We start from the raw sequence: 13388 nt of genomic DNA, 5'->3' as shown, positions 1-13388 counted from the left end.
ATTTTTCCTAACTAAGACAAATTGAAATTAACTTAGTTTTAGCATTTTATCTTTGAGCTAAACTTCTAACTGACTGCACAATAAAACTTCTCAATTCTAAACAAAAAAAATCCGAAACTCACCTTTAAAATGTAGTTTCGGATTTTATACTTTATATTTTTAATCAACTTAAAATAGACTTCTAACTTTAGATTGCCAATCCTGATTTTATAGTTTCAACATCATCAGAAATGTGCGCTGCATTTGCTCTTCCGCTTGGATCAAGATTGTCCTGCCATTTCGGAATCCATTTTCTAACGGTTTGTCCCGCACTAACCTGTGGATAGTATTTATGGAATATTGACCTGTAATAATAAGCTTCTTTTGTTGTTGGTGTATTGTACGGGAACTCAGCAGCTGCACCAGCCAATTGTTCATCTGTAACTTGAGACGAACAATATTCTATAAGCTCATCAACCCAGCGATACCCAACTCCATCAGAAAATTGTTCTTTCTGCCTCCATAAAACACTCTCTGGTAAATATGGATCTTCTGGTGTATCAAAAGCTTTACGTAAAATGTATTTTTCAATTCCATCGTACATCTTAGGCTGTTTTTCTTCTGTTTTAATTCGAATTGCAGCATCTAAAAAATGAGAATCCAAAAACGGAATTCTTGCTTCTATTCCGTTTGCCATTGTTGTCTTATCTGCACGAAGTAAATCTGCTGTAAATAACTTTTGAACTCTTTCGATTGTTTCGTCTTGAAATTCATCTGCCGAAGGCGCATTTCTAAAATACAAATGACCTCCAAAAATTTCATCAGCACCTTCTCCTGAAAATATTATTTTTATTCCTTTTTCGCTGATAACTTTCGACAATAAATACATTGGAACTCCCGAACGTACTGAAATAATATCATATGTTTCAATGTGATATATTACTTTTTCTAATGCTTCTACTCCTTCTGCAACAGTAAAATGAATCTCATGATGATCTGTTCCTAAAAATTCAGCTGCTTTTCGAGCTTTTTTATTATCTGGTGAATCAGCATCTAAACCAATAGAAAATGTTGGCAGTTTTTTGCCTTTTTCCTTAAAGAAACGTGAAGCAATCGAGGATATTAAAGAAGAGTCTAAACCTCCTGATAATATAGCACCAACCTGCACATTACCCATCAAACGTTTACGAACAGATTCTACCAATGTATTGCGAATCAAATCTAAATCAAGAGATTTATTAGCCTTTGATCGATCTTCATATTCTGGATTATAATATTTTACAAAACCTTTCTTTGCTGTATAATAGTGTCCCGGAGGGAATGTTGAGAATGATTTGCATTGGTCTGCGATCGATTTCATTTCTGAAGCGAAATAAATTCTTCCTCTTTCATCTAAACCATAATACAAAGGTTTAACACCAATTGGATCACGTCCGGCAATATAATTATCTCCGTCGATAATCACAAAAGCAAAATCACCGTCTAACTTATTACAAAAATCATATCCAAATTCTTCATACAAATGCACGATAACCTCAGAATCTGAATTTGTTCTGAATGTATGCTCTTTTAAAATCGTATTTTTTAATTCCTGATAATTGTAAATTTCACCATCATGAACCATCCAGGCTTTTTTAGTTCCCTGAATAGGCTGTTTCCCTGACTGCAAATCTATAATGGATAAACTTTCATGACAAAGTATACTGCCATTCTCCATAATCTGTAAATCACTCTCATCGGGACCACGATATGACATTCTTTTAGAAAGCTCTTTTACAAGCTGCGGGTCTTTTCCTTTGCCTATAACGGCTAATAATCCAGACATACTATTCTATTTTTTTATTACATTCCCTTCAATGAAAATTCAAATTGAATCCAACATTAAAAAATCATTAAAATTTCTATTAAAAGCAAAGCTAAATATTAATTCTTTCTTTTCTAATTTTTTAGTATTAAAAAATGCTTCGATTTTATTTTATTTTGATAAATATCAAATATAAAACGAAAGCTAAATCAATTTTCCATTTTTCACTCTTAAAAAACTAAAAATCAAACAATTTAACATTCTTAGACAAGAAAAACGTCCTCGGGAAGAGAACGTCTTTCATCAAAATATACTAATTCTAAAATAAACTTTTTTATGCTTTAGCATAAGCATCATCATGAACACTTGCAACTGCTCTTCCAGAAGGATCGTTCATGTTTTTAAATGCTTCATCCCATTCTAAAGCGATTTTTGTACTACAAGCTACACTTGCTTCCTGAGGCACACATAATGCTGCTGCATCACTTGGAAAATGTTCTGCAAAAATAGAACGATAGTAGTACTCTTCTTTTGAAGTTGGAGTTTGCAATGGGAACTTGTATTTTGCATTTGCCAATTGCTCATCCGAAACTTCTCTTCCTACCACTTCTTTCAAAGTATCAATCCAGCTGTATCCTACTCCATCAGAAAACTGCTCTTTTTGTCTCCATGCAACACTTTCTGGAAGCATATCTTCAAAAGCTTTACGAACCACCCATTTTTCCATCGGATGTTCTTTGTTGATCATTTTATCTTGCGGGTTGATGCGCATTGCAACATCCATGAATTCTTTATCTAAGAAAGGCACACGACCTTCGATTCCCCACGCCGCTAAACTTTTGTTAGCACGCAAACAGTCGTACATATGAAGTTTTCCTAATTTACGAACGTTTTCTTCGTGAAATTCTCTAGCGTTTGGTGCTTTGTGGAAGTATAAATACCCTCCAAATAACTCATCTGCACCTTCTCCAGAAAGAACCATTTTAATTCCCATTGATTTGATAACTCTCGCCATTAACCACATAGGAGTTGAAGCTCTTACAGTCGTTACATCATAAGTCTCTAGGTTGTAAATTACATCACGAACTGCATCTAAACCTTCTTGAATAGTAAATTTAATTTCGTGGTGAATAGTTCCAATATGATCTGCTACTTTTCTTGCAGCTGCTAAATCTGGCGAACCTTCTAAACCAACTGAGAAAGAGTGCAATTGCGGATACCATGCATCTGTTGTATCATCTGACTCAATTCTTTTTTGTGCAAATTTTTTGGCTACAGCCGAAGTAATAGACGAATCTAAACCTCCTGAAAGTAAAACACCGTAAGGAACATCACTCATTAATTGTCTGTGAACCGCAGCTTCTAATGCTTTTTTGATTTCCGGAATACTTGTTTCGTTATCTTTTACTGCATCATATTCTGTCCAATCTCTTTTATACCATTGTACAAATTCACCGTCTTTACTAGTCATATAATGTCCAGGAGGAAATAACTCAATTTTTGTACAATATCCTTCTAAAGCTTTTAATTCAGAAGCAACGTAAAAAGTTCCGTGCTGATCCCAACCGATATACAAAGGAATAATTCCCATATGGTCACGAGCAATAAAATACTCATCTTTATCGACATCATAAATAGCAAATCCAAAGATTCCGTTCATTTCATCTATAAAATGAGGTCCTTTTTCTTGGTATAAAGCCAAAATAACTTCACAGTCACTTTCAGTCTGAAAGTTATATTTTCCTTCAAATTGTTTACGCAGCTCTCTGTGGTTGTAAATTTCACCATTTGCAGCCAAAACCAATTTTTTATCTTCTGTAAATAATGGTTGTTTTCCTGAAGCTGGATCTACAATAGCCAAACGCTCATGAGAAAGAATTGCTTTATCATTGCTGTAAATCCCGCTCCAGTCTGGTCCGCGGTGACGAATGATTTTAGACATTTCTAATACTTGAGGTCTTAAAGTCTCGGCTTTTTGTTTTAGATCAAAGGCACATACAATTCCACACATAATCTTATATTTTTATTTTTAAATTTTAATTTGATAAGGCAAAGATGCGATATAAGTTACAATTTAAAAACACAAACACTTAATTCGATTACAATTTGAAACCATAAAACAAATTTTACATGTAAAATGTAAAATTTTAGCACAAAAAAAAGGGCTAAACTTATAATTTTTAATTTTAGAGATAAAACATGAGTAAAATTTAAAGTTTTACAGAAATCTTTAAATTAAATGTTTAGATATTTAAAAAACATTAAAAATATACCAAAGCACAAAGAAGTTTTAAAAAGGAAAAAGAATTTTTCTCAATATTGTCATTTCGACTGAAAGGAGAAATCACACATGTATATCGACAAAGATTGGTGTTTTTCTTTGCGGAGTTTCTAGTGCGATTTCTCCTTTCAGTCGAAATGACAAGATTGCGGTTATGGTAATGCTTTAAAAAAATAGATTATTCCTAAAACTATAAACGTAATTATAGTAGTCCAATTTTTGAACGTCTTAAAATTAACTTCAGATTTATATCGTTTATTATTTTCTGTAACATCTTTTTTCCACAGTTTATGAAGTTTATAAAAAGCAAAAGATGCTCCAAAGAAAGAAAAACTGCATATTAAATAAGGGTAATCCATTAATTGATTTCTTGAATGAGATACTTTGTACCGTTAATCTCAAACTCAAAACCAACTTTATTTCCCATTAAATGATTCCCCAGCGGAGATTGCGGAGAAAGTGCAATAACATTAATACCGTCGATTGTAATTTTTGGAAGCGCAACACTTAAGTACAAATAGATTCCATTTGCTTTTACCAGACTTCCTAAAATAATATTCTCGGTAGTTTTAGATGGATCAATTTTATCCAAAATCGCTTTCTGCGCAATTGCTTCTTTCAATTTATTGGTCAACTTTTCCTGTTCGATATGCATCATCGACAAAGCCGTTTCGTGCTTATCACCGGCAGATCCTTTAGCATCATTTTTAGAATCTTCTGTCAATCCCGAAATCATGTCTTTAAAAACATCAATTCGATCCTGAACCATTTGTAGATAATGATTGTATATTTTTTGTTTGAATTCCATTCTATAAAGGTAGTGAGGTTCTGAGTCGCAAAGATGCAAAGGTTTTTTTTCTTTGTCTATTTTTTTTATTCAAAAAAAGTACTTGGATAAACTACATTTCCGCTAATACCAGATAATCCATTTTCAGTCAAAGAGATTACCATACAGTTTTCAGCAGGAACATCAAAAGGCATTTTGATATTGTATTTTTCACAAAGTTCATAACCAAATCTTGGGTAATAATCTTGATGTCCCAATAAAATCACCGATTTATACCCTAACTCTTTTGCCAATTCATGACCGTATAAAATAAGTTTTGAGCCAATTCCTTTTCCTTGAAATTCTGGCAAAACCGAAACTGGAGCAAGTGCTAAAGACTGAAACGATTGAAATTCATTTTTAATCTCCAATTTTGTAAATAAAATATGCCCGACGATTTTATCCTCAACTTCGGCAACAATCGATAACTCTGGAATAAAAGCTTCCGATTTTCGCAGTCTTTCAACCAAAAATTGTTCTTTGTGATCGCTGTATTCTTCTTTTTCAAAAGCTTTTTCAATCAGCTGAAAAACACTTTTGTAATCATTTTCATTTTCTTGTCTCAGTTTGATTTCCATCTTCTTCTCTAAAGTTACAAAGGTTCTAAGTTACAAAGATGCAAAGGTTTTGTACAGTCACAAAAAAAGTTAGCCGCGAGTTCACGAATTTTTTAATTAATTCGTGAATTCGCGGCTAAAAATTTATACTAAAAACTTCGTGTCTTTGTGCCTTCGCGGCAAATAGCTTTTAAAAATCGAATTTATAATTTCCTCCAGCTAAAACCTGAAATCCTTGTACGGGATAATTCAACCATCTTTCATACGCTTGATTTCTTATATTATTCAGTTTTAAGAAGAAAGTCAAACGTTCGCTGTATTTGTATCCTAAATGCGCATTGGCATCAAAGTAACTTTTTAAGGTAATTGGATTTCCAAGAGTCGCAACATTTAAATTAGTCTGCATGTCTTTACGTTCACCTACATAAAAAACATTTAAACCTGCATACCATTGTTTTGTAATATTAACATCTAGGTTTGAACTCAATTTCATAGAAGGCAGATTCCATGCTTCTAATCCGTCTGTTTTATAACTATTAAAAGTTCCGTTGATTCCAAAAGAAACATTCTGAGAAAAATCAGCTTTTAATTCTCCGTAGAAACGCAAAGTTCTAACATCATCATAAATTACCCCAAACGAGTTTCCGAAAGCATAATTTTGATTTGAAAAATCTTCTGTATAATCATTGCTTTTAAACAATGCTTTGTCTTTCTCATTCAAATAGGAAGCAGTTAAATTATAATTGATATTATTAGCCAGCTTACCTTTTAATCCTGCAAAAACATTATATTGAGTACTGCTTGGTCTCATATTTAAAGTTGGAGACAAAAATGGATTTTGAGTAACAAAATCAGCATAAGAGTTTTGATTTAAACTTCCGTTTACTCCTGTATAAAAAATCATTAAATCGCCTACCAATTTGTATGAAGCATTTACTTTTGGATAAACATAAAACTTGTTACCGCTGTTTTCCGAATCTAAAGCATAAAATAATCCAGCTCCTAACTCAAGCGTCCATTCGTTTTCATGAATCACAAAACTTGGTTCAACTCCAAAATTTGTTAAACTATATTTTAATGGCTCTAAATTATTATAAGCATAATTATGGTCAAATGAACCGCTAACATGATCTATAATAATATTGGTATTGATTGCCTGATCCATAACATCAACTTTAAAAGTCGGCTTCAAATAAAAACGATTCTCTGAAGAAGAAAAACTATCCGAAAAATGCGTAAATCTCGCATCGATTTTATTGAAAATACTTTCACTGAACTCTACATTTCCTCCTAATGAAATAGTATTATAAGAATGATTTGGATTAATGCCTCTAATCAAATCTTCTTGTGTTGCAGGCGGCAGCGTCATTCCAAAATCAGAAGGCAGCCCGTACCAGTTGTAAATTTGGTTTTGATAACCCAAATCAACTCCCCAAGATACATCACGATTTATTACGCCATAGCCTACATTTAATGCTGTATCATAAAACTCATCGTTCAGATTAACATCTTTAATTCCTCCTTGTGAAGAATGATGACGAAACATTCCAGCTAAATAATCGTTATTTCCTAAATCCTGCGTTACAAACAACTCAGCATTTAGTGTTCCGTAATTTCCAACACCTAAAGTCGCATAATTATTAAACAATCTTTCTTTTTTAGATTTTTCAACACCTTCTGCTTTTCCTTTTGATGGTGTAAAAGTCGACGCTACAGGAACTGACAAAATACTATATTTTATCGTTTCTTTAGGCTGATTTCCAGCATCATCCAGCGAAGGAGTTTCTTTTACTTTAAAAGCGTCTGAGATTGTCGGCGAATAAGGTTTTACCACATTTACAGTTTCAGTTCCGATGTTTTCATTTTTCTTTTGCGAAAACGAAAGCTGACCAACAAGCAACACTAGTAAAACGATGATTTTATTTCGGCAATTAATTTTCATATATCTTTTTTTTTGTAAAATGTAAAATGTAAAAACTACTCCAGAAGCATTTCACTTATCACATTTCACTTTTTTACATCTTACAATTATCTAATTTTCTAATTCTCTCAATTTTCTAATTTTTAAGCTTCCCACTCGCCTTTTGCAACAAATTGAGCTTTTCCACCAATTTTGATATCAAACTCATTCTCCTTTAATTCTCCCTTAAAATAAATTTCTGAAGGACGATTAATATAATCTCCTTGATAATTAACTATTTCAAGTTCTGGTTTATGGTATTTTAATAAAAATGCTTGTAAACAAGTACTCGCGCTTCCTGTTGCCGCATCTTCAACTAATTGGTTATGTTCAATACACAACATTCTGCTGAACAATTTTGATCCTTCTAAATAATAGAAGTACAATGCTCTGTGTGGAGTTTTGCAATTCTTCTTCAACCATTCATCGGTTTTATCTTTGTCTAATACCAAATCTTCAAGCGCTCTTTTACTGCTTAATCCAACCATTACAAAAGCACTTCCGGTTGTAACTTCCTGAATTGGAAATTGATTTTCAAAATCGTGATTTTTCAAATTACTGAATATCGAAAAATCTTCTTTCGAAAAAATATCCCAAAATTTTGGTTGTGCTGCTTTTAACCAAATCAAATCTTCAGATTGTTGAATTGAAATAGGCCCAATTGGCACATTTAGTTTTATACTCTCTGGCGAATTATCAAATACTTTATTCATCAAAACCCACGAAGTTCCAATTATCGGATGTCCTGCAAATTGCATTTCATGAGCCGGAGTAAATATTTTTATTTCTGCTTTATTATTTTCTTTGTCCAGTTTGGTTACAAATGTGCTTTCTGCAAAATTTATTTCTCTTGCAATCTGCTGCATTTGATCCTTACTTAAATTTTCTGCCTCTAAAAAAACCGCCAGCTGATTTCCAGCATATTTTTTATCAGCAAAAACATCAACTATATAAAAAGGTAAACTCATTTCTTTCTTTTTTTTTGAGAATAGAGGAAAGAATAAAGAGGAAAAACTTTAGCAATCTTTCTTCTTGCCTCTATTCTCTTTTTTCTTATTTATTAATCGACGAATTGGTTTTAGACTCTTCCATTTTAATCGCACTCAACTCTTTTTTAGCCTCATCGACAACATCTGGAAAATCGGTAAAATTGTTAATTACGTTATCCAAAATATAAGTTGCCTGATAGCTGTCTTTTAATCCGTAGAAGTTTTTAGCCATTAAAACCAAGCCTTTTGCTCCATAATATTTATAAGCCGAATAATTCTTCGCTAATTTTTGTACTGAAACATTTGAAGCATCAAACTTGCCTTCTTTTGTTTTAAAATAAGCGTCATAATACAAAGCTTCTGCTGCTAATTCTCCTTTTGAAGTTGCCGAAAGTTTCGCATAAGCCGTTTTTGCCTTTTCTTCGTCACCAGTCTGCATTGCCGCACGCGCTACAATAATTTGAGCATCAGCTTTTACGTTTGCATCCGTTTTTGCATTTTGCAATACTTTATCTGCATAAACAACTGAATTGTTATAATCCTTTTTATCATAATAACATTTCATCAAATTAGCCTGTGCAAAACTTTTATTTTGAGGAAAATCAGCTTCGTTTTCTAAACGAACTAAAACTGGAATCGATTTATCACAATCTTTTGCTTTTAGGTAAATTTGAGCCAATCTGCTTAACGATTGTTCTGTAAATTCACTTCTTGGCTGATCAATAACATATTGATAATTTGTTGCAGCTTTTGTTTCAGAACCTTCAGCATAAGTCAGCTGTGCTAAATAAAAATTAGCTTCAAGTGCGTGTAATCCTGTTGGAAACTTGCTCACATAACCTGCAAAACCAGTAACTGCAGCTTTGTTATTACTTTGGCTGTATTGTTTGAAAGCGGCATCGTAAGTATCATTATCCAACTCAGCATCTGTAACCGAAACGAAATCCAATGTTCGAACCCAAGTTGCATATTCATCCACTTTTCCTAAATCTACATAAATCAATCTTGCAGTCGAAACAGCTTCAAGCGCTTCTGGTGTTTTTGGAAATTCAGCAGCCACTTTTTTGAATTTTGTTAAAGCTTGTTCGTCACGATCTGAATTGTAATAAATCAAACCTTGTTTTAAAATCGATTTTGAAGTAAATGAACCATTTTTATATTCTGAAATCAACTGATCGAAAGTTTTAATCGCTAAATCATTCTTTTTATCAGCCACATACGTATTTCCTAATTCATACAAAGCATCATCACGATACTCTGATTTTTTATACATTTTAAGAAAGTTGTTCAACTCAGCAATTTTCTGATCGTCTTTAGACATAAAACCATAAGAAAGTGCTTTTTGAAATTGAGCGTAATCAGCATCAACTCCTTTTGCATCAATTGCTTTTCCGTAAGCTTCATTTGCCTGCGCATATTTTGAAGTCACAAAACGTGAATCTCCTAAACGCAAATACGAATCGTTTAAACGAACTTTATCTTCTTTTGAATTATCAATTTGAGCTTGAAATGAATTAGCCGCCTGATCGTATTCTTTCAGTTTAAAATAAGTATAACCAATGTTATAATTGATGTTTTTATATTCAGCAGTAGATTTTGCCACAGCAAGTCCAGCAAACTGTTTGTAAGTCAATAATGCATTTTGAAAATCATCTGTAACATACTCTGTTTCTGCTTTCCAGAAAGTAGCGCGAGCTGTAAACTCAGGTGTTTTTTGTTCGCTGATTGCATTTTTAAACATTTTTCCAGCCTCAGCATAATTCGATTCATTAAACAATTCTACACCTCTGTAAAAAAGCACTTTTTGATAAGCTGCTTTATTTTCGGCAGTTCTATTTTTTTCCAATAAAGTCAAAGCCTCTTTATAATTTTTTGTAGAAATATAAGAATCTACCAAAAGTTTCTCTACTTCTGCTCTGCTGGAATTATTTGGATACTTTTTCAAGAAATCAAGTAAAACACCAGGAACCGTTTGATAAGCATTTCCAATATCATAACTTACTTTAGCATAATTTAATGCTGCATCTTCCTGAATCTGCGCATTAAAATCCATTTCCGAAGCATTTTTAAACGCATTCAGCGCTTCTTGTTTTTTGCCTGTATTCAAATAACTTAAACCTAAATGGTAGTATGCATTTTGCGCTACAAAATCCTTTCCTTCAATGATTTTATTGAATTGCGAAATGGCTTTTTCGTAGTTTTTCTGCTCATAATACGCATAACCTAACTGATAAAAATCGGTATTATTCCACTTCCCTTTTTTTCCTGCATATTGCTCCAAAAACGGAATGGCTTTATCGTATTGTTTTAAATTGAAATAACTTTCACCAATAATTTTATTCAATTCTGATTTTTCTATTTCATTTGATTTTGCCATTGCCTTTTGACCCAAATCAATTGCTTTTTGGAAATTTCCAAGTTTAAAATTCATATCGGCTTGATAATACGAAAGCTTTTCTTTGTATTTTTCTTCACCTGAAACTTCATCAAAATATTTAGTTGCTTCTTTGTAGTCGTCGCCTTCATAAGCCATAAATCCTAAATAATACTTGGCTTGAGAACCAAAAACAGGAGAATTCACCACTTTATTAAAATAAGTTGTGGCTTCTTTTTTCTTCTTAGCAGTAAAATAGCTGTATCCTTTTTGGAAATTGAATTTATCTGAGTCCGATTTACTCATGTAACTTTCATCTACTTTATCGAACCATTGCAACGCTTTTGGATAATTTCCCTGCTCAAAGAAATATTGCGCAACTTCGATATAAGCCTGATTTTGCTTTGTACTTGTTGGATAATCGTCAACAAATTTTGCCATTAACTCATCGGCATTAACCTGATTTGTTCTAATAGCGCAATTGGCAATATAATAAGCGCAGTCAGATTTTACTTCTTCAGTATCTGCATGATTTTTTACATACTCAAAAATATGTTGTGCCGAAGCATATTGTTTGTCATTATATAAAGCCAGTGCTTTGTCAAAATCCTTTAAATCGTAAGTATAAATAGCTGATTTTTGTGCTGAAATCGTGGTCGAGATAAGGATAATTTGGAATAAAAAGAACCAGGAAAGTTTACGCATTTTAGTTTTATTTAGTATTCAAATTTATCATTTTATACCGTTTATAACGAAACGTTTCAGACTTTTATTATGAACAAAAAATTAAGATCTACAGTTTAAAAGCATAATTCAAACCATATAAGTCTTATAAGTAATTATAAGTCAAGAGTTTTATAATCTTTTTCCAATGCTGAGAAATCATATAAGCTGCCGTAGTAAAAATCCCAAACAAACATCTTTAAAATGGACTTATATGACTTATATGGTTTAAAATCACATTTCGATTTTTTATAAGAAATGATTGAAATTTATTTTGAATCCAACCGTTATCTTATTACTTTTACCAATCAAATCAATTTTATTATGTCACAAACCGTACTATCTCTTAAAGAAGTCACTATATATCAAGAAGGAAGAAAAATTTTATCTCACATTAATTTAGATGTTCAACATGGTGAATTTATTTACATCATTGGTAAAACCGGTTCTGGAAAAAGTAGTTTCTTAAAAACTTTATATGCAGATTTACCACTTACGGAAGGTGAAGGTCACATAGTCGATTTTGATTTGGCTACTTTAAAAGAAAATGATATTCCGTATTTAAGACGTAAAATTGGAATTGTTTTTCAAGACTTCAAATTACTTCCAGATCGTTCTATAAAAGACAACATGCTTTTTGTTTTAAGAGCAACCGGCTGGACTGAAAAAGAAGCCATGGAGCATAAAATCGATGAAGTTTTAAACAAAGTAGGAATGGGAGATTTCCTAAACAAAATGCCTCACCAACTTTCTGGAGGAGAGCAGCAGCGTGTTGCAATCGCAAGAGCTTTGCTTAATGATCCAGAATTTATCTTAGCCGATGAACCAACAGGAAATCTTGATCCTCAAACGAGTTCTGAAGTTTTAGAAGTACTAAAAACGATTAACGCTAATGGTAAAACTATTATCATGGCAACTCACGATTATGCATTATTGATGAAATTTCCATCTAAAACATTAAAATGTGAAGATGAAAGAATCTTCGAAGTGGTGCAAAGAAACGTGTAAATGCTTTCGATTTTAATTCCGGTTTACAATCAAAATGTTTTATCGCTCGTTAACGAACTCGTAAAACAATGCCGTTTATGTGGAATTAATTTTGAAATAATTGCTCAGGATGATGCCTCAAATTCTGTACTAAACAAGGAAAATGAGTCTATAAATTCTTTGCAAAATTCTTCTTTTATTTCTTTAGAAAAGAACATTGGGTTAAGCTCTAATCGAAATTTACTTGTTTTAAAAGCTAAATACGAGAATCTTCTTTTTATTGATGGAGATTCTATTATTATCAATCCCAGTTTTATACAAAATTATCTCGATACTATTTCTTTTGACATCGTTTATGGCGGCAGAATTCATCCGCTGAAAGTCGAATCTAAAGAACAAAAATTAAGATGGAAATATGGACGATTGATTGAAGACAAAACTGTTTCTCAAAGAAATTCTTCTGTTTTCAAAACCCTGATGTTCAACAATACTTTGATCAAAAAAAATTGTTTTAACACCATACAATTTGATGCGGATTTAACAAAATACGGTCACGAAGACACTCTTTTTGCTTTTCAAGTCAGTAAATCAAACTTTAGCGTAAAACATATTGATAATGCTGTTGAACATGGAGAAATTGACAACAGCGATACTTACCTTTCTAAAGTAAAAAACAGTCTGGAAAACCTGATTATTTTAGATCAAAAAAAACAAATTGATTCTAGTTTTGTAAAAATATTATACGCACACAATCTGCTCAAAAAATATAAACTAAAATTTGCTTTAGGATTCTTTTACAGTTGTTTTAATCGAATTATCTGCAAACAATTAAACTCCCACAATCCTTCTTTAATGCTGTTGAACGTATTCAAAATAAGTTATATCTGCAGCTTAAAATAAAGTTGCAA

Annotated in this window: 9 protein-coding genes; 2 read left to right on the top strand and 7 right to left on the bottom strand. The window is 32.3% G+C overall.

The features are described 5' to 3' along the window. Positions 1 to 187 precede the first annotated feature (187 nt). The 7 genes from asnB (BOW57_RS11480) to BOW57_RS11450 all read right to left on the bottom strand — a co-directional run bounded on the left by asnB (BOW57_RS11480) (position 188) and on the right by BOW57_RS11450 (position 11475). Positions 188 to 1804 (bottom strand): asparagine synthase B, encoded by a 1617-nt coding sequence (asnB, locus tag BOW57_RS11480; RefSeq protein ID WP_129054385.1) that lies wholly within the window; start codon positions 1802 to 1804, stop codon positions 188 to 190. A 313-nt stretch (positions 1805 to 2117) separates the two neighbouring features. Further along, positions 2118 to 3794, bottom strand: a complete 1677-nt coding sequence (gene asnB / locus BOW57_RS11475; protein WP_129054383.1) for an asparagine synthase B — start codon at positions 3792 to 3794, stop codon at positions 2118 to 2120. A gap of 628 nt (positions 3795 to 4422) precedes the next feature. Then, complete coding sequence (locus tag BOW57_RS11470) at positions 4423 to 4872, bottom strand: hypothetical protein (protein ID WP_129054381.1); 450 nt, start codon at positions 4870 to 4872, stop codon at positions 4423 to 4425. A 65-nt stretch (positions 4873 to 4937) separates the two neighbouring features. Next, positions 4938 to 5468, bottom strand: a complete 531-nt coding sequence (locus BOW57_RS11465; protein WP_089055460.1) for a GNAT family N-acetyltransferase — start codon at positions 5466 to 5468, stop codon at positions 4938 to 4940. A 169-nt stretch (positions 5469 to 5637) separates the two neighbouring features. Beyond that, positions 5638 to 7389: a TonB-dependent receptor gene (locus BOW57_RS11460; RefSeq protein ID WP_129054379.1), complete on the bottom strand. Its 1752-nt coding sequence runs from the start codon at positions 7387 to 7389 to the stop codon at positions 5638 to 5640. A gap of 122 nt (positions 7390 to 7511) precedes the next feature. Next, complete coding sequence (locus BOW57_RS11455) at positions 7512 to 8375, bottom strand: PhzF family phenazine biosynthesis protein (RefSeq protein WP_129054377.1); 864 nt, start codon at positions 8373 to 8375, stop codon at positions 7512 to 7514. Positions 8376 to 8460: 85 nt separating this feature from the next. Further along, positions 8461 to 11475 (bottom strand): tetratricopeptide repeat protein, encoded by a 3015-nt coding sequence (locus BOW57_RS11450; protein ID WP_129054375.1) that lies wholly within the window; start codon positions 11473 to 11475, stop codon positions 8461 to 8463. 342 nt (positions 11476 to 11817) lie between these two features. Between BOW57_RS11450 and BOW57_RS11445 the strand changes: the two genes are divergently transcribed. Next, positions 11818 to 12501 (top strand): cell division ATP-binding protein FtsE, encoded by a 684-nt coding sequence (locus BOW57_RS11445; RefSeq protein ID WP_089055468.1) that lies wholly within the window; start codon positions 11818 to 11820, stop codon positions 12499 to 12501. Further along, positions 12502 to 13380: a glycosyltransferase gene (locus BOW57_RS11440; RefSeq protein WP_129054373.1), complete on the top strand. Its 879-nt coding sequence runs from the start codon at positions 12502 to 12504 to the stop codon at positions 13378 to 13380. The last annotated feature ends 8 nt before the right edge of the window (positions 13381 to 13388 follow it).

The sequence above is a fragment of the Flavobacterium sp. YO64 genome, assembly GCF_004119505.1.
In the GTDB taxonomy this organism is placed as follows: Bacteria; Bacteroidota; Bacteroidia; order Flavobacteriales; family Flavobacteriaceae; genus Flavobacterium; species Flavobacterium oncorhynchi.
This window is presented reverse-complemented; position numbering and strand designations above follow the sequence as displayed.

What these genes read in the sequence shown, in the direction of transcription:
- asnB (WP_129054385.1), bottom strand. Translation starts at nt 1,804, where the DNA reads ATGTCTGGATTATTAGCCGTTATAGGCAAAGGAAAAGACCCGCAGCTT.
- asnB (WP_129054383.1), bottom strand. Translation starts at nt 3,794, where the DNA reads ATGTGTGGAATTGTATGTGCCTTTGATCTAAAACAAAAAGCCGAGACT.
- BOW57_RS11470 (WP_129054381.1), bottom strand. Translation starts at nt 4,872, where the DNA reads ATGGAATTCAAACAAAAAATATACAATCATTATCTACAAATGGTTCAG.
- BOW57_RS11465 (WP_089055460.1), bottom strand. Translation starts at nt 5,468, where the DNA reads ATGGAAATCAAACTGAGACAAGAAAATGAAAATGATTACAAAAGTGTT.
- BOW57_RS11460 (WP_129054379.1), bottom strand. Translation starts at nt 7,389, where the DNA reads ATGAAAATTAATTGCCGAAATAAAATCATCGTTTTACTAGTGTTGCTT.
- BOW57_RS11455 (WP_129054377.1), bottom strand. Translation starts at nt 8,375, where the DNA reads ATGAGTTTACCTTTTTATATAGTTGATGTTTTTGCTGATAAAAAATAT.
- BOW57_RS11450 (WP_129054375.1), bottom strand. Translation starts at nt 11,475, where the DNA reads ATGCGTAAACTTTCCTGGTTCTTTTTATTCCAAATTATCCTTATCTCG.
- BOW57_RS11445 (WP_089055468.1), top strand. Translation starts at nt 11,818, where the DNA reads ATGTCACAAACCGTACTATCTCTTAAAGAAGTCACTATATATCAAGAA.
- BOW57_RS11440 (WP_129054373.1), top strand. Translation starts at nt 12,502, where the DNA reads ATGCTTTCGATTTTAATTCCGGTTTACAATCAAAATGTTTTATCGCTC.